The following is a 17,206-nucleotide window of genomic DNA, read 5'->3' on the forward strand; positions in this document are numbered from 1 at the left end:
GCGACGGCTGACGACCGCTGGCAGGTCTTTCTGACAGGTCTTTCACGTTCAAGGGGCTGATGCCCGGCCCGAGGCGGGCTCGCATGTGCCACGCGAGCCCGCCTCTCGGCTGCCCGTCGCAGTATCGGGCCACCGATCGGCTGCGGTGCGCCATGTCTCCCAACCACGGACCACGACTGCCGCGCGGGCGTTGCGACTTCTTCGGTGTGGGGAAGTGTGGGTTCTGACGGAGCGGAGGCCAGAGAGACGGGAAACGGAGGACGGGGGACGGGGGACGGGAGAATGCGACGCGGCAGAGCCCCCGGCGGGGCAGCGGTCGTCCGGGCCGCATTCAACGCGGTGCGTTAAGACCGTGGCAGTGACGCGACAACACACGGTAGGTTTCCCGGTGGAGTGCCGGGAAGTCTGGTCGGCGGCGGTTCAGCAACACCGAAGCCACCGGAGACGAGCCCGTGACCGACCTTACTGCCCTCCTCCTTCTCGTCGTGTTCGCCACGTTGGTGGCCACCGGCGCTCGCCACTGGCGCATCCCCGCCCCGTCGTTGCTCGTCGTCGGTGGCCTCCTCATCGGCGTACTGCCCGGGATACCGGCCGTCCGGATCGCGCCCGAAACGATCAGCGTGCTCGTGTTGCCGCCGCTGCTGTACGCCTCCGCCGAGGAGATCCCGTGGCGTGAACTGCGGGTGGTGTGGCGGCCGGTGACGGTCCTGGCTTTCGGCCTGGTACTGGCCACCGCGGCCGCCGTGGGTGCCGTGGCCTCCGCGGTGACGCCGCTCTCCCCCACCATGGCGTTCGTCCTGGGGGCGGTGCTGGCCAGTACCGACCCGGTCGCGGTGACCGCCCTCGGCCGCAAGATCGCGCTGCCGCCGCGCATCCAGGTGCTGGTCCAGTCCGAGAGCCTCTTCAACGACGCCACCAGCCTGGTGCTGTTCAAGGTCGCGGTGGGCACCGCCATAGCCGCCCATGCGGTCAGCCTGCCCGCGGCCGGCAGTCAGTTCCTGCTTCTGGGCGGCGGCGGGGCGCTGGTCGGCGGTGGCGTCGCGGCCGTGGTGGCGCTGATCCGGCGGCGGACCGAGGACCCGATCCTGGAAACGGTGATCGCCCTGGTCACCCCGTACGCGTCGTACGTCCTCGCCGAGGATCTGCACACCTCGGGCGTCACTGCGGTGGTGGTCGCGGGGGTGGTGCTGGGCAGCACTGGGCACAGGCTCACCAACGCCACCATCCGCCTCCAGGTGCATGCCGTCTACGGCACGGTGGTCTTCCTCCTGGAGAGCGTCGTCTTCGCCCTCATCGGCCTGGAACTACCCGTGCTCGTCAGCCAGTTGACTGCTGATGAGTGCACCTGGCCGTTCGGTGTGCTGGCGGTGGCCGGCACTGTGATCGCCGTTCGGCTGCTCGGGGTCCTTCCGCTCTCCGCCGTCATGCAGCGCCGCCGCGGCAACAGGGCGGTCACCTGGCGCATCCCCGCGGTGGTCTCATGGGCCGGTACCCGCGGAGTGATGCCGCTGGCCGCCGCGCTGTCCATCCCCCTGGCCGCGCACGACGGCAGTCCGCTGCCGCACCGTTCGCTGATCCTCGTCCTCACCACCGGCGTGGTCGTCTTCACCCTCGTCCTCCAGGGCTTCACCCTCGCCCCGGTCGTCCGCTGGTCGAAGATCGCCCTGGAACCGGAGCACACCGCCCGCGAAGAGGCCCGTGCCCGCGCCGGTCTCGCCACGGCGGGCCTGGCCTGCCTGGACGAACTCGCAGCGGCCGAGGCCGCACCCACCCCCCTCATCGACCAACTGCGCCGGGGGCTGCTGGCCCGACTGGACCAGGCCGACGCCGACCAGGACGACGACACCGCCTCCTCCCCCTGGGCATCGGCGACCGCCTACCGGGCCCTGCGCCGCACCGTGATAGCCGCCGAATCCGCCCAGTTGCAGCGGCTGTACGCCGAGAACCACATCAGCGACACCACCCGGCGCCGTCTGCAACGCAGTCTGGATCTGGAGGAGGCCGGGCTCGGCGAGGAGTGATCCGTTCCGTCCGGGGAATCGGCGCACATCGAGACCGCGGCTCAAGGTCACCCCGCCTGGCGAACGGGACGGTCGCCGCCTGGAGCCCCGAGGACCAGATCGCCGTCACCGACCGGCAACTACGATCTCATCCATGACCAAGCTCTTCACGCACCAACTGCGGGTGCGCTACAGCGAATGCGACCAGCAGAACGTCGTGTTCAACGGCCACTACCTCTTCTATTACGACGTTGCCGTGACGGAGCTGCTACGGGAAGCCACGGTGGACTACGCAGCCATGGTCGAGGGGGGAACCGACCTGGTCGTGGCGGAAGCACGGATCGTCTACCGCCAGGCGGCACGCTTCGATGAGTTGATCGACATCGACATGCCCATCACCCGTCTCGGAACGACGAGTCTGATCGTGCGCCCGAGATTCAGGGTCGGCGAACGGCTCATCGCAGAGGGTGAAGTGCGGCACGTGTTCACCGACTCTGCAGCCGGTGGCAAGAAGGAGATGCCCAGCACGGTCCGAGCGGCCTTCCAGCCCTACACCTCAACAGGGGAATAGCGCCTGCATCGGCACGGGCGCCGGCAACGGCACCGTCACCGTCACCGGCCATCGATTACGCGCACACCGTCCCCGGCGGACGCATCATGAAGACATCGATCGGGTCCTGGGCTTCCACGACGAACCCGTGGCGCTCGTAGAGTCGACGGGCAGCGCTGCCCTGCAGGACGTTCAGGCCCACGGTCATGCCCTGCGCGTCGGTCCGCTCCAGTACCGTGCGCAAGACGGCGGATCCCAGCCCTTGGCCCTGGCGGTGCGGAGCAAGGTAGAAGTGCTCCAGCCACTGTCTCCCGTCGGCGGGCCGGATCGTGACGCACCCGACGAGTTCGCGGTCGATCATGATGATCGACGTGTACCGCGGGGAGAAGGAGTCCCGCAGCCGCTGCCGTACGCGGTGCTCGTCGTAGCGCCCAAGGCGTTCCAGGTCCGCACGCATGACTGTGGCCCGCAACTCCGCGATCGGCTCGACGTCCGCCACCACCGCAGAACGCAACACCCAACCTGCGGCCTGCGCCGACGTGACCCGCTCAGACACCGCCCCGTCAGGTCGCGTCCCGCTACTCATCGTCTCAGCATCCATGGCCGGAGTATCTCAATCCACCTCGTCGCGCACCCCTGGGCAATCTGGGCCGTGCAGCCGCAACTGGCGCTCTCCATCCCTGCCGTTGGTCGCGCTGGCCTCCGCGGCGAGATGTCCCCGAAGTCGGCGTAACGACTCGTTCGGAACGTGGGCATCGCAGGTACGTGGCATCGCAGCGCCCGCCCCTGGCACACCGGCAAGCGCCCTGCCTGTGCCTGTGCCTGTGCCCGTACCCGTGTGATTGTGTCGCTGTCGTTGCCTGTCCCTGTGTCGCGGCGGGCTGTCCCGCGTCGTTGGCCGGTCTGTCGGTGTCATGGAGTCGGTGGCCGGTCTGTCGGTGTCATGGAATCGTCAGGGTCATCCCTCCCTGCGCAAGGGAAGTGCCAATGCCTCGCGATCGCTTCGTCGGAGGCGCTTCGATGGAGCGAGGCGACATGGCACAGGGCGAGGAGTTGACCCCATGAACAGACCTGGCAACCGCGTCGTGGCGGGGGTGAGTGGTTCGCTGGGAAGTCTGACCGCTCTGCATCGGGCCGCTTCCGTGGCACGCGTCACCGGCGCCGCGCTGTGGGCCGTGCTGGCCTGGGAACCGCCGGGCGGCGACGTCCCCCATCGCGGCGGGGTCTGCCCGGCGCCCAGGACCGCCTGGCGCAGCTTGGCCGTCGACCGTCTCACCGACGCTCTCGATACCGCTTTCGGGAGCGCCGGGCCCGGGGTACCGCTGGAGCGGCTCGTCGTCTACGGCAAACCGGGCACGGTCCTGCTGGAGGTCGCCGATCAGCCCGAGGACCTGCTGGTGGTCGGGGCCGGAGCCCGCGGCCCGCTGCGCCGGGCGATGTGGCCCTCCGTATCCCGGTACTGCCTCGCACGCGCCTGCTGCCCGGTGCTGGCCGTGCCGCCCTCTCCCCTCCACCGCACCTTCCATACCGTGCACCGCCGGAATACCTGGCAACTCCCCATCAGAATCGAGGAGTTGACCGAGAGGCGCTGACACTGGATCGGACGCGCCGGAGGGCGACGACGCATGCTGTTTGCCGAGTACTGGTGACACTCATCTTCCACCCCGGGTGGGAGCGTCCCAGGTCGCACAGCAGGCCCCTCACCTGCGTTCTTCTCTGTTCCCTTGCGTTCCTGTCTTACTACCTTGTTGGGGTGCCTCACCCTCCCCAGACGCTCCCCATCCCTCGAATTCTCCCCAGCCGCTCCCCCGCAGAGGGGATCGTCGGCACCCCATCTACGGCCGTGTGGCGTCTGCATTCGCGCACCCCGAGGCCCTCTACGTCGCCCCCAGACCGCCAGGCTGGTAGTTGTGTCCGCGCCGCTCCGCCCACCGCCGGCGCTCTTCTTCCGACACCTCAAGGACCTCCGAACCAAGGGGCGGGTAGAGGTACCCGCATGGGTTCAGCGGATGGCAGCCCGCCGCTGCAAAACCTTGGTTGCCTGCCGCAGCTGCCATGAGGCCATCCACGCTGGACGGCCAACACGACAGCCCTCACGGATATAGACACTGGAGAGCGGTGTGCCCGGAAACGGGCACGCACCGTTCGGCGGGGGGCCGTCGGAAAAGGACCCAGTAATGGGCACCTCGTCGGCGGCCTACCCAACCCAATGCCGGAAGCCGAAAGGAAACGGGAATCCGGGGCAGAACGACCGGCCTCTCCGCCGGTCGCCCCGCATAACCGTCCGGATACGGGTGTCTGCCCGGACCCGAAAGGGTGCTGACGTGGGCCAGGTGAGCCTGTGCGGACTCACTGGACAAAGACGACGGAACCGAGGGACAAGTTGGACGCCATGACGGACACGGACGGAGCGGATGTGCCCGTTCCGTCCGCCGTGACGGTGAACGGACCCGAGGACGAAGACCTGGACTGGGCGTCGGTCGACTGGCGCCGGGGCGAGGAGGACGTACGGCGTCTGCGGCAGAGGATCTTCACGGCGTCGCAGGCAGGGGACCTGAAGACGGTCCGCAACTTGCAGAAGCTGATGCTCCGGTCCCGCTCTAACACGCTCCTGAGCGTGCGGCGGGTCACGGAGATCAACGCGGGACGCGGGACGGCGGGAGTCGACGGGAAGGTGGTGCTGATGTCCCGGTCCAAGGCCATGCTGGCCGACTGGGACATCAGCACCGCGCCCGACCGTGGATCCCCAAGCCCGTCAAGCGGGTGTTCATCCCCAAACCGGGGACAACGAAGAAGCGCGGCCTCGGGATTCCCGTGATCGTCGACCGGTGCCTGCAAGCCTCGGCACTGAGCGCGCTGGAACCCGAGTGGGAAGCGCGGTTCGAGCCGAAGTCATACGGCTTCCGGCCCGGCCGCGGCTGTCACGACGCGATCGGAGCCATCTACTCCACGCTCAACGGGAAGAACCCGCAACGTGTGTGGGTACTCGACGCGGACCTGACGGCGGCGTTCGACCGTATCGACCACGACCGGCTCATGGCTGCGCTCGGCACTTTCCCCGCCCGGGCACTGGTCCGGCAGTGGCTGAAGGCCGGGGCCGTGGACCGAGGCCGGTTCGCCCCGACCGAGGCAGGAACTCCGCAGGGCGGAGTGATCAGCCCGCTGCTCTTCAACGTGGCTCTGCACGGGATGGAGGAAGCCGCAGGAGTCCGCTACTACACGACCGGCCGAGACGCTGGAAGTGCGCAGAGCGGAAGCCCAGTGCTGGTGAGATACGCAGATGATTTTGTCGCGATGTGCACCAGCCGTGAGCAGGCCGAACAGGTCAAGGAACGGCTCACCGCATGGCTGACGCCCAGGGGGCTCGCCTTCCACGAGGACAAGACACGCATCGTCCACGCGGAAAGCGGGTTCGACTTCCTGGGGTTCAACGTCCGCCGCTATCACGGCAAGCTGCTGATCAAGCCGAGCACAGCGGCCCAACGACGGATCCGGGAACGGCTGAGCACCGAGATGCTGGCCCTGCGAGGGGCCAATGCGGGTGCGGTACTCAAGAAGATCAACCCAATCGTGCGGGGCTGGTCGGCCTACTACCGGACGGTGGTGTCCAGCGAGGTCTTCACCGCGCTGGACAATCACATGTGGAAGCTCGCTTACAAGTGGGCCAAACACAGCCACCCGAACAAGCCGAAGCACTGGATATCCAACAAGTACTTCGGCCGGTTCAACAAGGCCAGGAAGGACCGGTGGGTGTTCGGCGACCGCATCAGCGGCGCCTATCTCCTCAAGTTCTCCTGGACGAAGATCGTCCGGCACCAGTTGGTCAAGGGCAGGGCGTCCCCGGACGACCCGGCGCTGGAGTCGTACTGGGCCGAGCGGCGTCGCAAAGGACCACCCCCGCCGGTCGACGGCATGGCCGTACGCCTGCTCCAGGCACAACAAGGTCGCTGCCCGATCTGCGAAGGACTCTTGCTGCACGCTGATCACCCGCCGCGAAGCCCACAGGAATGGGAAGCGTGGCGGGCCGTCCTCAGGAAGGCGATCTCCAAGCAGTACGTCGCATTCCCGGGCGGGGGCTCGCCGGACGATCAGCGCATCCGTCTCCTCCACACCCACTGTCAACGGCGGAATGGAGCCGCCGATCCGACAAACCTCGCACCTTCTCCTGACCGCGAGCCCTCGGGGCTTGCTTGAGCCGTGTGCGGTGAACAGCTGCTTGCACGGTTCTGAGGGGGCGGGGACGCAGCAATGCGTCCCCGCTACCCGACTCATCATCGGCAAGAACAACGGCTCCGCAATCGGCACCCTGGTCGAGCGGACCACCCGCTACGTGATGCTGGTCCACCTGCCCAGCACCCGCGACACCCTCACCGTCCGCGACGCGCTCATCGACACCATCAGCACCCTCCCGACCCACCTGCGACGCTCCCCGACCTGGGACCAGGGCGCCGAGATGGGCCTGCACCACCAGTTCTCCATGGCCACGGGCATGCCCGTCTACTTCTGCGACCCATCCAGCCCCTGGCAACGCGGATCCAACGAGAACACGAAGGGGCTCCTACGGCAGTACTTCCCCAAGGGCACCGATCTGTCCCGACACAGCCGCGAACACCTCGACGCCATCGCCACCGAACTCAACGGCCGCCCACGCAAAACGCTCGCCCGGGAAACCCCAGCCGAGCGCCTCACTAAGCTCCTCACAACAGCCGCATGACCAGCAGTGTTGCCACGACCCCTTGAATTCGCCCTTCGGTTGGGGGCTTCGTCGTTGAGGCCAGACACCAGTCCGCCGGCCAGCATCGGCCGGCCGGATCGTTGTCACCATGTCAACAAAGAACAACTGGCTGCCTGGCAGTGCAGGCAGCCGGTCTTGATCCGTGTTGACGACTACTGCGTCATGACTTCGAGAGCATTATTGGCCGCTTCGACAACCCCATCCCACAGCGGAGATGCCAGGAAGGCGCTGTCAGGGCTTTCAGAACCAACCTCTTCGATGATTTGGAGAAGCCGGTTGGCCAGGCTCTTCATAGCCTGAGCTTCCTCCTCCGAGGCTAGCGTGTAACCGATGACGGCATGTGGGTTGTCGAGGATGGTGGCGTCATCGAGAATGTTGACATTGAGAGTGAAGTCGTCGAAGTAATCCGGGTTCGGATACTTCCTCTCAATCCATACCCGCTTCTGGTACTCAGGATCCGCGAGGGCGCGAACTGCTGAGAAGACTTCCTCCCTCATTTTGGGAAGTCGGATCTGCTCTTCACTCACGGCCGATTCCACTCCTTCCACTTCAGCCACTCAGTGACCGGGATGTGCGCCTCATACGCGTTTTGCTTGCGGCGAGCGGTTTCCCGTCACGGCCGAGGACTTTGCCACCGGAGTTGATGACCACGTGGTCCACCTGCTGGTACGGCTGAGAGTTGTTCAGGTTCCCCTTGTCAATCCGGATGCCGTTCCCCTTGGCGTCATTCCAGCGGTACCCTACCCCCTTGTTGGTGAAAGACTCGTACTTCCTAAGAGAATCCGGCACCTTGTCGTAGGCTGCTCGACTCATCCAGCCATCGATCTTACCAGTGGCCTTTTCGGCCTTGGTAGCCTTCGCTAGCTCCTCTGTGGTAATTACCTTCTTTCCTACCTTGAGCCAGCGGAAGAGGATGATGGAGCCAAGGATGCGCTCGCCGCCGGAGAGCTGCTGGCCGGTGACAGCGTCCTTGCCGGAAATGGCCTCCATGACACCCTTGGCGTCCCCGGCCAGAGGGGTGAGGTCGAGACTTCCCGACACAATTGCCTGGAAGAGCTTGTTCTCCTCCGGCGGCATGTGCCCGTCTCGAACGTATTCGCCGACGCTCTTGAGATCCAGATCCTTGAAAACGCCATCCCAGATCTCGGGATGCTTGCGATTCTGGATCTCATACATGGCTTCAACGTCCTTACGGAGGCCAGCCATGTCACGATCGATTTCCTCCATCCCAGCATCGATACTGATCTTCATCTGATCGATGCTGATCTTCACCTGACTGAAAGTGCGGTTCGCCTCCTTCAACTCACGGTTCGCCTGCGCAATCTCGTGATTCGCGTCCTCCAGCTCCCGATTGCCCCCCTCCAGTTCCCGAGTCGCCTCGTGGAGCTCACGATCGGTCCGCTCCATGTCACCACCGGGGCCGAAACTCTTGTCCCACTTGGGACCGAAGGTCTTATCCCAATCAGGACCAAGGTCCAACGGGCCCATGCAGAGCTTAAGATCCTTGGCGTCACTGACGATTCCATGCAGGGAACGGAGGGCTTCCTTGCTCTGGATAGCCCAGAAATCAAGGTTCGCAGCATTGCGCTTCTTGATCTCCGCAACCTGAGCCTTCATCCCCTCCCGGAAGCTCTTATCTGCTAGCAGCTTCGGGTCATCACTGGCTCGCTTCAACGTGGCCTGAAGTTTGGAAACTTCCTCGCCTACCTTCTACTGATCCGCTTCCTTCATCAAGTAGATCTGAAGGATCCCAAAGATCAGCAGGGCCTGCCTCGCCGACGCATTCGGCAGGACTTGGGCCTTGAGGCAATCCAGCTCGGCCAGAAGAGAGGAATCCTCGCCGCACTTGGCATTGCGGCCGGCCTTCTGAAGCTTCTCCACTTCCGCCGCAACTCTACTCATCAGCTCTGGCAGCAAGTCCTTGTCCTCAAGGAGGATCATCGGATCCGCTCGGATTGCCTCTATTTTGCCAATGTCACCAACGACGGATTCTCCGCTCTCGCCATTGGCCGTCCTGTACCAGTAGTAAAGGAAATTCAGCACCCCGGCGATGTTGTCTACCTCGCCCTTGAGGTTGCCATGCAAGCAAGGAAGCTTCTCACCCAGTGGCTTCTTTAGGCATTCATCAACCGAATCACCAATGATCTTCTTGGTTTCGATCTTGATGCACTCAATCTTCTTGGACGGCAGCAGCCCCCGACACTTGTCGAAAAGCTTGACCGCCAAAAAATCTTCTTTCGAAGACTGCGACGTTGCCGCCACCGCGGACGACGCGACACCCGTGAACAGAACACTCAGGGCCATGAAGAGCGTTGCAGCTCTGGCCCCCCATCGATGTTGCATGGTTCCTTGATCGATCTAGACAGCAGGAAGACACGGCTCAAGGGACACCCAGAAGATCCGTGCGCCGAGCCGTCGACCCGGCCATCCGCAAACAGGGAGGAACCCTCAGTGCACTCCCGATAGCATCAGAAACTCCCGAACCGTACCTGACACACCATCATAGGCGCGCTCACATCATGTAATCATTTTTCGGGCAACTGGGGCCAGCTCAATCCACATCCGACGGTGACAGCCCCCCAACAGCCACCAGCCAACACCCGGCACGACAAAACCCCGCCCACGAGGACGAGGCTGACGCACACCCGGAACTCACACCACGACCGCGTCCTCCCGCGGAAACACCGCCGGACACTGCTGGCAAATCCACGACCGCGCCTACCTGGCCCGCGCCTCCTCTGCCGCTGACGCCCGCCGCGACAACCAATAGCCCAAGCCGACGGCGCCGAGCACCAGCACAATCCCCGCCACCACCGAACCCGACACCAGAGCCACCACACCCAACACGCCAGCCGCCACGGGGAACAGCCACTGCAACGCATACCCCGGCGGCTCCCCGTACTTCTCCCGCAACGGCGACTCCGCCGGCAACGCCGCCACAAACTCCGGCAGATGCAACACCTGGTTGCTCTCCTTGCAACGCGGACCCGCCAACGCCATACGCCCCCTCAAGCCAGAAGAACGGCAGCCTGCCAGCAGACGGCAGGGCGCGAAGGAGCCAACACGGGGCGCACAGAGGCGAGTCGCCCTGTGTCCGAGGCTGGCTGCTGCGCTCAAACGACGTGACACTGCACCCGTGCGCCTCGCTCGAAGGAGGGCTGTGGTCGATTCGGAATTCGATCAGCCACGTTCAGCACCTGAAAGGTGTCCAGCCGCCAACATCGCCACGGCCATCGCCCTGTAGAGGACCAACCGGCCACTGAGTATGTTCCGTGACCTCAAACCGACACCGCGTGGGACACCGTCCCGGAGCCCGCCGACGGATTCCGCCCGCACATCACCATCGCCTACAGCAACGCTGACGGACCCGCAGCACCCGTGCGCGCCGCCCTCGATACCGTGAAGGCCGAGCCGGCCACCGTCCGCGTGGACCAGGTCGAACTGATCGTCCTCCACCGGGACCGGAAGATGTACGAGTGGGAAGCCCACACGCGACTCCCCCTCGGCGGGTAGCGGGAGCCACCGGTGCGCACGGCGCGCCGGTGGCACAGCATTACGGGGAGGGAGCGCTGCCGCGTAGCAGTTCGGGGCGGGCATCGGCCATGGCGAAGGCCCTCGTGAGCCCGGCCACGAGGGCGGCGTCGATGCGGTAGCGCCGTTCTCGCTCGTCCCGCTGGAGCAGGGGGCCCGCGTTGTCCGGGGCGATGCGGCGCTGCACCGCCTTGATGCTGGTCAGTGTCCCGCCGATCCGGGACGTGGGGATCGGGTTCGTCGGGTGATCGGCGAAGTACTGCTGGACGTCGTCGTACGAGGCTGCGCCGCCCAGGTCGGTGATCCGGCGCAGCACCGTCCGGGCGCCGGGCATGAGCGCGGCGAGGACCTGGAACAGCAGTTGGTCACTCCAGCCGTACCCGAGGCCGTCGCTGTTCAGGTCCTGGGGACCGGGCCGGGGCTCCGCGGCTGGGGCCTCCGGCCAGCCGGCCGGGGTGACGGGGCGCAGCCCGTAGGCGGCTTGGACCGCGGCAATCGCCTGCTCGTAGGTGTCGGTCTTGGTGTCGATCGTCAGCCGCACGCCGCCCCTCCCGGATCGCTGCCGCCATCCTTCCCCAACACCGCAGGCGCCACCAGGACCGGTCGGACTGACCGACGACGCCACGCAACCGCCTGCACAGCCGTTCCTTCCCGGTGAGGCCGGCATCCTTGCGCAAGTGCTGCAGGCGAACCGCGAGAGCTTCACGGGCCCCTGGGCGCTGGAAGAAGGAGAGGCAGTCATCAGCTCGAGGTCAGACGGTGTACTTCTTGTACGGAGAGGATGCAGTTGATGTCTGCGGAGCGGGTCGATGTCGCGTACACCCTGGTGAGCGATGCGACCGGGGGCCGGGTGCTGCTGGTGCGGAACGAGGACAGCTGGAGCCTGCCCGGCGGGCGGCGTGAGGGCGGCGAGACGCTCGCCGAGGCTGCTGTCCGGGAGACCAAGGAGGAGGCCGGGGTGGTCGTCGAGGCCGGTTCGGTGGTGCATGTCAGCGAGCGCATCGATGCCGCCGTGCACGACGTCTTCACCGTCTTCCGCGCCGAGTTCCTCTCCGGGGAGCCGATGGCCGACGAGCACGACGAAGACGTGTCGGAGGCGGCCTGGGTGACCGTGGAGGGAGCCAGCGCGCTGATGCCGTGGTACCCAGGCGGCGTGGCCGCGCTGCTGGTGGCGGCCGGGGCCGATTACAGCGCCAGCCGCCAGTAGAACAGCGTCGGGGCGTCCCATCACAGCGGGCGGCGTGCCGCCATGAGCAGGGCGATGGCCGCGGCACCTTTCTTCACGGCGCGGGCGCAGACTGCCGCGGCATGCCGTACGGCGTCGATGGTCAGGTGCAGGTGCTCTTCGGTGTGGGCGGACGTGGGGTAGAAGATTCCGCGTACCAGGCGCCAGCGGAGCAGTGCTGTCCGAAGGCATGCAAGAGCGCTCTTGCGGCCTGAGCCCTGGTCGCGCCGATGGCGGAGGTGTCGCTCGGCATCTCCGCCATCGCCATCCCGCCTCTGACCGAGGAACCGAGGGCCTATCTGAAGGTTCCCGCCCGGACGGACATCGGCACACGGCCGTCGCGACCCACTTGCTCCTCCACGAGGCCGATCTGGGCCGGCGACACGCCTTACAGCACGCCCGGGGGGGGCTGGGCGGACGGGAGGAGCGGGGGGCGGCCGGGCGGCGGCGCCCCAGGTCAGACCGTGGCGTCCACGGGGGCGTTGCGGGTGGCCGGCAGGGGGACCAGCAGACGGGCATGGATCCTGGGGCCCAGACCGGCCGCCGCGACGGCGATCGCCACCGCGACGATGGCGTCGGCGTGGTGCGTGACACCGTCGAGCAGCACCTGGGCGAGGAGCGCGACGACGATGAGGGTGAGTTTCGCGGCGATCAGCCGGGGTGCCGAGAGGACCGGTCCGGTGGACGGATGCGCCTCGCTCGCGCGGGTACGGTGCGCCAGGCGGATCTGGAGCGGGATCGTCAGCAGGACCACCAGCAGCCGCACGCCCAGGGCGGCGGCGGGCTGTGCCCCGTGCGGGTCCAGCAGGCAGCCGAGCGAGTAGGCGGCCGCCAGGGCGCCCGCGACGATGGCCGTCCGGACGGTGATCAGCCGGGCGATGGCCCAACGGGGGTCGGTGGCCTCGTAAACCTGCCGAGTGAGACGGCGGTGGGACCGCAGCAGCAGAGGCGGGAGGATCAGCAGGATCACGGCGGTGCGCAGGGCGTGCGCCCAGGCCGGCTCGCCGCCCTCTCCCATCCAGGTGAGCGCCATGACGACACCGGCTACGGCATAGCGAATCCGCAGTTTCCGGGCCTCGCCGGGCGATCGCGGGACGGCCGCGCGGGAGACGTGGGGGGCCGGATCCATGAGGTGCTGCTCCTTCGCAGGAGGACGGGAGGAGGCGGGAGGAGAGGGGAGGCGGCGGGGCGGGGTGGTCGCGGCGGTCAGTCGCCCTCGGTGCCGGCGGGCGCGCCGGCGGCGTTGATGCCGGCGAACAGCCAGGTCAGGGCCTGGGCGAAGAGTTCTTCCGACACGCTTGACGGGTCGATGCGCCGCAGCCGCACCAGGCCCTGGAAAAGCGCCGCGACCACGGTGGCCACGGCTTCGGCGGAAACCTCCTCGGGCGCGCCGCGCTCGGCCATGGACGTGCTGATCACCTGCTCCAGCGCCTGGCGGGGTTCGCGCAGCTTGGCCGCCATCGTCTCCAGCGCCTGCGGATTACGGACCGCGTACAGCCAGAACTCGGCCTGGAGCGGGGCGAAGTCGATGTCCTTGTCGGCGACGTCGATCAGCAGGCGACCCAGCTCGGCGGCGGCTTCCCCGGTGCCCGCCTCATGACTGTCCAGGGCTCGGGCGGCCTCCGCGATGCGATCGTTCTGGCGGTCGGAGAGCAGCTCCAGGAACAGCGCTTCCTTGCTGTCGAAGTTGGAGTACAGCGCGCCCGTGGAGAAGCCGGCGGCCTCGGCGATCTCCTCCACCGAGGCGCCGGTGAAGCCCTTGCGGGCGAAGATCCGCGCCGCCGCGTCCAGCAGCAGCGTCCGGGTACGGGCCTTGGCCTCGGCGCGGGTCAGGCGCTGCCGTCGGGGTGCATCGTGCTCGCCGTTCATATCAGCCAGGCTATTCGGATAGCAATCACTATGTCAATGTTCGGATAGCGAGTACAGTTCCCATAGCGATCACTATCTGAATTGCGATGGCGATGACGGATCCCTGCGCCGTCGGCCCGTGGATGGCGGGTGGGACCGCGCCGAACTGCGAGGAAAGGCAGAAAGATGACCACGCAAGCCCCACCGGGGACACTGCGGCTGGTGGTGGATCTCAACCGGTGCCAGAGCTACGGACAGTGCGTCTACGCCGCGCCGGCGGTCTTCCGCTTCCACGGCGAGGAGTCGCTGGAGTACGACTACGCACCCGACGCCGGCGCGCACCGCGAGGTGGCACGCGCCGCGGCGGCCTGCCCCGTGCAGGCGATCACGCTGAGCGGCGCCACCGAGCCGTCGCCGCTGTCCTCGGAACGGGACCGGTGACCGCCATGAACACGTCCCTACGGGTCGGCGACGGCCGCATCGTCGTGGTGGGCGCCTCGCTGGCCGGGCTGCGCGCCGCCGAGGCGCTGCGGGACGAGGGGTTCAGCGGGGAACTCACCCTCATCGGCGACGAGCCCCATGAGCCCTACGACCGGCCGCCGCTGTCGAAGGCGGTACTGTCCGGCCGGCTGACCACCGACCGCATCACGCTGCCCCGGGTGCGGAACATCGACGCGCGGTGGCTGCTGGGCACCGCCGCGACCGGGCTGGACATACCCGGCCGCCGGGTGGTGCTGGCCGACGGGCGGCGGGTGGACTTCGACCGGCTGCTGATCGCCACCGGCACCCGCGCCCGGCCGTGGCCCGACACGGCCGGCGGCGGCCTGGATGGTGTGCACACGCTGCGCGGCCGGGACGACGCCGACCGGCTGCGGGCGGCACTGGCCGCCGGCCCGCGCCGGGTGCTGGTCGTCGGGGGCGGCTTCACCGGTGGCGAAGTCGCCTCGGGATGCCGGGACTTGGGGCTGGAGGTGACCGTGGTGCAGCGCGGCGCGGCCCCGTTGGCGAGCGCGCTGGGCGGTGTGATCGGCGGTGTCGCCGCGGGCTGGCACCGCGCCGCCGGGGTGGACCTGCGGCTGCACACCACGGTCCTTGCGCTGGAAGGCGATGCCCACGGCAGGCTGCGCCGCGCGCAGCTGTCCGACGGCACCGTGGTGGACGCCGAGGTGGCCGTGGTCGCCACCGGCGCGCCGGCCAACGCCGAGTGGCTGGCGGGTTCCGGGCTGGCCGCCGACCACCGCGGGGTGGTGTGCGACGGCGGCTGCCGGGCGCTGGGCACCGACGGGGCGGCCGTCGAGGACGTGTTCGTCGCCGGTGACATCGCCCGCTGGCCGCACCCGCTCTTCCCGGGGCAGTTGCTGCGCCTGGACCACTGGGACAACGCCATGGCGCAGGCGCGGACCGCCGCCTACAACATGACGCACGCCCGGCCGGACCACCGGGTTCACCGGCCGCTGCCCGCCTTCTGGTCGAACCAGTTCGGGGTCAACCTCAAGTCCGTGGGGCTGCCGCACCTCGCCGACCAGGTGGCCGTCACCCAAGGAGCCCTCGACCAGCGCCGGTTCGTGGCCGCCTACGGGCTGCGCGGCCGGCTGGTCGCGGCCGTCGCGGTGGACTCGCCCCGCGTCCTGGACGGCTATGCCGCGCTCATCGAGGCCGGGGCGCCGTTCCCGCCGGTGCTCAACGCGCCCGACGGTCCGTCTCAACTCAACCCCGTCGACGCGGAGTTCGCGCATCCCGCCGGGGACGAGCCCGGCGACCTCCGCGGCCACGACACCCCCGCCCCGGCAGCCGACGCCCCGGCGCCGATCGCCCACCCGTAGGGAGCATGCCCATGACCACCGCCTCGCCCGACACGGCCACCGGCCTGTTCGCCCACGTCCTGCGGTACGAGAACCGCGCCGACCCCTACCCGCACTACACGCGGATGCTGCGGCAGCCGGTGACCCGCATGGACGACGGGACCTGGCTCGTCAGCGGCCACCAGGAGATCTCGCAGCTGCTGCACGATCCGCGGATCAGCGCCGACCGCCTCAACCCCGACGCGCCCGAGCCCGCGTTCAGGAGCCTGCTCGTCCTGGACCCACCCCGGCACGACCAGCTGCGCCGCCTGGTCACCCAGCAGTTCATCCCGCGCATCATGGGCATGCGCGACCACCTCGAAACCCTCGTCGCCCGGCTGCTCGACGCGCACCGCGGCGACCAGCCGGGCCAGCTCGACGTGGTGGCCGACCTCGCCTACCCCCTGCCGGTCACGGTGATCTGCGAACTGCTCGGCGTACCCCGCGAGGACGAGGCCGTCTTCGGCGGTCTCGCCCGCCGGCTCACCCGCGGACTGGACCCCATCGACACCCAGACCGAGGAGGAACTCCGCGAACTCCAACAGGCCCGTGAGGAGTTGGCGCAGTATCTCGAGGGACTCATCGCGCGGCGCCGGGCCACCCCGGGTGACGATCTGCTGTCCGGGCTGATGTCCGATACCGATCCGGCGGGCGGGATGGGGCCGGTGGACCTGCGGGTCACGCTCGGCCTGCTGCTGATCGCCGGCCACGAGACCACCGTCAACCTGATCGCCAACGGCACCCTCGCCCTGCTGCGCCACCCCGACGCCCTGGCCCGGCTGCGCACCGACCCCGACCTCGCCACCCCGCTCGTGGAGGAGGTGCTCCGCTACGACCCGCCGGTACAGATGTCCGGGCGCAGCACGCTGGCCGACATCGACCTCGCGGGAACCACCATCCGGCGGGGCGCCAGGGTCCGGCTGATGCTCGCCGCGGGCAACCGCGACGCGCGACGCTTCCCGGACCCCGACCGGTTCGTCCCGGACCGCCGGGACAACACCCACCTCGGTTTCGGCGGCGGCCTGCACTACTGCATCGGCGCCACCCTCGCCCGCGCGGAGGCGCAGATCGCGCTCACCGCGCTGGCCCGCCGGCTGGAGTCACCGCGCCTGATCGCCGATCCGCCGCCGTACCGGGAGAACGCCATCCTGCGCGGACCGGACCAACTCCCGGTCTCCTTCGAGCGACTGGGCCCCGACGAGCGGGCCGCCTGAGCTCCCTCAGCGAACGGTTCCCCCAAGGCACCCACCGCGACATCTGGGAGTTCATCACCGGCCACGCCGGCCGGCACCCGCACTGGCCGACCCCGCCGCCGCGTGAACGGCTGGCGCGGCACCTGGCACTCCGGGGTGCCGCGCCGCCGCCCGGCACTTGCGGCGGCCTCGAACAGGTCAGCTGCGGGGCCGTATCGCAAGGACGGCGTCTTCGACGTCGCGGTGAGCCTCGCAGGTGGTCTGCCGATCTCCTGAGGGAGGA

Annotated in this window: 18 protein-coding genes and 3 pseudogenes; 12 read left to right on the plus strand and 9 right to left on the minus strand. The window is 68.1% G+C overall.

From position 1 onward, the window contains the following. Positions 1–452 precede the first annotated feature (452 nt). Positions 453–2,021 (plus strand): Na+/H+ antiporter, encoded by a 1,569-nt coding sequence (locus ACFVT2_RS20990; RefSeq protein WP_390019901.1) that lies wholly within the window; start codon positions 453–455, stop codon positions 2,019–2,021. A gap of 133 nt (positions 2,022–2,154) precedes the next feature. Then, positions 2,155–2,571: an acyl-CoA thioesterase gene (locus tag ACFVT2_RS20995; RefSeq protein WP_390019904.1), complete on the plus strand. Its 417-nt coding sequence runs from the start codon at positions 2,155–2,157 to the stop codon at positions 2,569–2,571. A 55-nt stretch (positions 2,572–2,626) separates the two neighbouring features. On the opposite strand, the gene ACFVT2_RS21000 is transcribed toward ACFVT2_RS20995, so the two are convergent. Further along, positions 2,627–3,064, minus strand: a complete 438-nt coding sequence (locus ACFVT2_RS21000) for a GNAT family N-acetyltransferase (RefSeq protein WP_390019966.1) — start codon at positions 3,062–3,064, stop codon at positions 2,627–2,629. 547 nt (positions 3,065–3,611) lie between these two features. Here ACFVT2_RS21000 and ACFVT2_RS21005 point away from each other — a divergent pair. From ACFVT2_RS21005 to ACFVT2_RS21025, 5 genes and pseudogenes are all read left to right on the plus strand, one after another. Next, positions 3,612–4,142 carry a universal stress protein gene (locus ACFVT2_RS21005; RefSeq protein WP_390019907.1) on the plus strand — a complete coding sequence of 177 codons (531 nt, stop codon included), beginning with the start codon at positions 3,612–3,614 and terminating at the stop codon, positions 4,140–4,142. 318 nt (positions 4,143–4,460) lie between these two features. Continuing rightward, complete coding sequence (locus tag ACFVT2_RS21010; protein ID WP_390019909.1) at positions 4,461–4,655, plus strand: hypothetical protein; 195 nt, start codon at positions 4,461–4,463, stop codon at positions 4,653–4,655. 287 nt (positions 4,656–4,942) lie between these two features. Next, positions 4,943–5,368, plus strand: a complete 426-nt coding sequence (locus ACFVT2_RS21015) for a reverse transcriptase N-terminal domain-containing protein (RefSeq protein WP_390019911.1) — start codon at positions 4,943–4,945, stop codon at positions 5,366–5,368. Continuing rightward, a complete protein-coding gene (locus ACFVT2_RS21020; protein WP_390019914.1) occupies positions 5,314–6,744 on the plus strand; it encodes a reverse transcriptase domain-containing protein in 1,431 nt (476 codons plus the stop codon). Before ACFVT2_RS21015 ends, ACFVT2_RS21020 begins: the two co-directional genes overlap by 55 nt. A gap of 73 nt (positions 6,745–6,817) precedes the next feature. Beyond that, positions 6,818–7,264: pseudogene (locus ACFVT2_RS21025) on the plus strand (IS30 family transposase); the annotation flags it as partial. A gap of 173 nt (positions 7,265–7,437) precedes the next feature. Here the strand turns inward: ACFVT2_RS21025 and ACFVT2_RS21030 are convergent. From ACFVT2_RS21030 to ACFVT2_RS21045, 4 genes are all read right to left on the minus strand, one after another. Continuing rightward, positions 7,438–7,812: a hypothetical protein gene (locus tag ACFVT2_RS21030; RefSeq protein ID WP_390019917.1), complete on the minus strand. Its 375-nt coding sequence runs from the start codon at positions 7,810–7,812 to the stop codon at positions 7,438–7,440. Positions 7,813–7,834: 22 nt separating this feature from the next. Further along, positions 7,835–8,959 carry a pre-toxin TG domain-containing protein gene (locus ACFVT2_RS21035; protein WP_390019919.1) on the minus strand — a complete coding sequence of 375 codons (1,125 nt, stop codon included), beginning with the start codon at positions 8,957–8,959 and terminating at the stop codon, positions 7,835–7,837. Positions 8,960–8,995: 36 nt separating this feature from the next. Continuing rightward, on the minus strand, positions 8,996–9,589 hold the full coding sequence (locus ACFVT2_RS21040; RefSeq protein ID WP_390019922.1) for a hypothetical protein: 594 nt from the start codon (positions 9,587–9,589) through the stop codon (positions 8,996–8,998). 414 nt (positions 9,590–10,003) lie between these two features. Next, on the minus strand, positions 10,004–10,246 hold the full coding sequence (locus tag ACFVT2_RS21045; protein WP_390019925.1) for a hypothetical protein: 243 nt from the start codon (positions 10,244–10,246) through the stop codon (positions 10,004–10,006). A gap of 351 nt (positions 10,247–10,597) precedes the next feature. Between ACFVT2_RS21045 and ACFVT2_RS21050 the strand changes: the two are divergent. Further along, a pseudogene (locus ACFVT2_RS21050) lies at positions 10,598–10,798 on the plus strand (2'-5' RNA ligase family protein); the annotation flags it as partial. Positions 10,799–10,838: 40 nt separating this feature from the next. Here the strand turns inward: ACFVT2_RS21050 and ACFVT2_RS21055 are convergent. Next, complete coding sequence (locus tag ACFVT2_RS21055; RefSeq protein ID WP_390019927.1) at positions 10,839–11,357, minus strand: hypothetical protein; 519 nt, start codon at positions 11,355–11,357, stop codon at positions 10,839–10,841. A gap of 91 nt (positions 11,358–11,448) precedes the next feature. After that, a pseudogene (locus ACFVT2_RS21060) lies at positions 11,449–11,558 on the minus strand (transcriptional regulator); the annotation flags it as partial. Positions 11,559–11,606: 48 nt separating this feature from the next. On the opposite strand from ACFVT2_RS21060, the gene ACFVT2_RS21065 reads away from it, so the two are divergent. Continuing rightward, positions 11,607–12,023, plus strand: a complete 417-nt coding sequence (locus tag ACFVT2_RS21065; protein ID WP_390019929.1) for an NUDIX domain-containing protein — start codon at positions 11,607–11,609, stop codon at positions 12,021–12,023. A 475-nt stretch (positions 12,024–12,498) separates the two neighbouring features. Here ACFVT2_RS21065 and ACFVT2_RS21070 read toward each other — a convergent pair whose 3' ends face one another. Together ACFVT2_RS21070 and ACFVT2_RS21075 are read right to left on the minus strand one after the other, a co-directional pair. Continuing rightward, complete coding sequence (locus tag ACFVT2_RS21070) at positions 12,499–13,170, minus strand: hypothetical protein (RefSeq protein ID WP_390019931.1); 672 nt, start codon at positions 13,168–13,170, stop codon at positions 12,499–12,501. 77 nt (positions 13,171–13,247) lie between these two features. Further along, positions 13,248–13,910, minus strand: a complete 663-nt coding sequence (locus ACFVT2_RS21075; protein ID WP_390019933.1) for a TetR/AcrR family transcriptional regulator — start codon at positions 13,908–13,910, stop codon at positions 13,248–13,250. A 192-nt stretch (positions 13,911–14,102) separates the two neighbouring features. On the opposite strand from ACFVT2_RS21075, the gene ACFVT2_RS21080 reads away from it, so the two are divergent. The 3 genes from ACFVT2_RS21080 to ACFVT2_RS21090 are packed head-to-tail and all read left to right on the plus strand — an operon-like array spanning position 14,103 to position 16,944. After that, positions 14,103–14,330 (plus strand): ferredoxin, encoded by a 228-nt coding sequence (locus ACFVT2_RS21080; protein ID WP_159510169.1) that lies wholly within the window; start codon positions 14,103–14,105, stop codon positions 14,328–14,330. A 5-nt stretch (positions 14,331–14,335) separates the two neighbouring features. After that, on the plus strand, positions 14,336–15,712 hold the full coding sequence (locus ACFVT2_RS21085) for an NAD(P)/FAD-dependent oxidoreductase (protein ID WP_390019936.1): 1,377 nt from the start codon (positions 14,336–14,338) through the stop codon (positions 15,710–15,712). A gap of 11 nt (positions 15,713–15,723) precedes the next feature. Continuing rightward, positions 15,724–16,944, plus strand: a complete 1,221-nt coding sequence (locus tag ACFVT2_RS21090) for a cytochrome P450 (protein ID WP_390019939.1) — start codon at positions 15,724–15,726, stop codon at positions 16,942–16,944. Positions 16,945–17,206 lie beyond the last annotated feature (262 nt).

The organism is Streptomyces sp. NPDC058000, from assembly GCF_042886435.1.
Taxonomy (GTDB): Bacteria; Actinomycetota; Actinomycetes; order Streptomycetales; family Streptomycetaceae; genus Streptomyces.

Coding starts and splice junctions, on each gene's coding strand:
- ACFVT2_RS21065 (WP_390019929.1), top strand. CDS start 11,607: ATGTCTGCGGAGCGGGTCGATGTCGCGTACACCCTGGTGAGCGATGCG.
- ACFVT2_RS21075 (WP_390019933.1), bottom strand. CDS start 13,910: ATGAACGGCGAGCACGATGCACCCCGACGGCAGCGCCTGACCCGCGCC.
- ACFVT2_RS21040 (WP_390019922.1), bottom strand. CDS start 9,589: ATGGCCCTGAGTGTTCTGTTCACGGGTGTCGCGTCGTCCGCGGTGGCG.
- ACFVT2_RS21015 (WP_390019911.1), top strand. CDS start 4,943: ATGACGGACACGGACGGAGCGGATGTGCCCGTTCCGTCCGCCGTGACG.
- ACFVT2_RS21070 (WP_390019931.1), bottom strand. CDS start 13,170: ATGGATCCGGCCCCCCACGTCTCCCGCGCGGCCGTCCCGCGATCGCCC.
- ACFVT2_RS21090 (WP_390019939.1), top strand. CDS start 15,724: ATGACCACCGCCTCGCCCGACACGGCCACCGGCCTGTTCGCCCACGTC.
- ACFVT2_RS20995 (WP_390019904.1), top strand. CDS start 2,155: ATGACCAAGCTCTTCACGCACCAACTGCGGGTGCGCTACAGCGAATGC.
- ACFVT2_RS21005 (WP_390019907.1), top strand. CDS start 3,612: ATGAACAGACCTGGCAACCGCGTCGTGGCGGGGGTGAGTGGTTCGCTG.
- ACFVT2_RS21085 (WP_390019936.1), top strand. CDS start 14,336: ATGAACACGTCCCTACGGGTCGGCGACGGCCGCATCGTCGTGGTGGGC.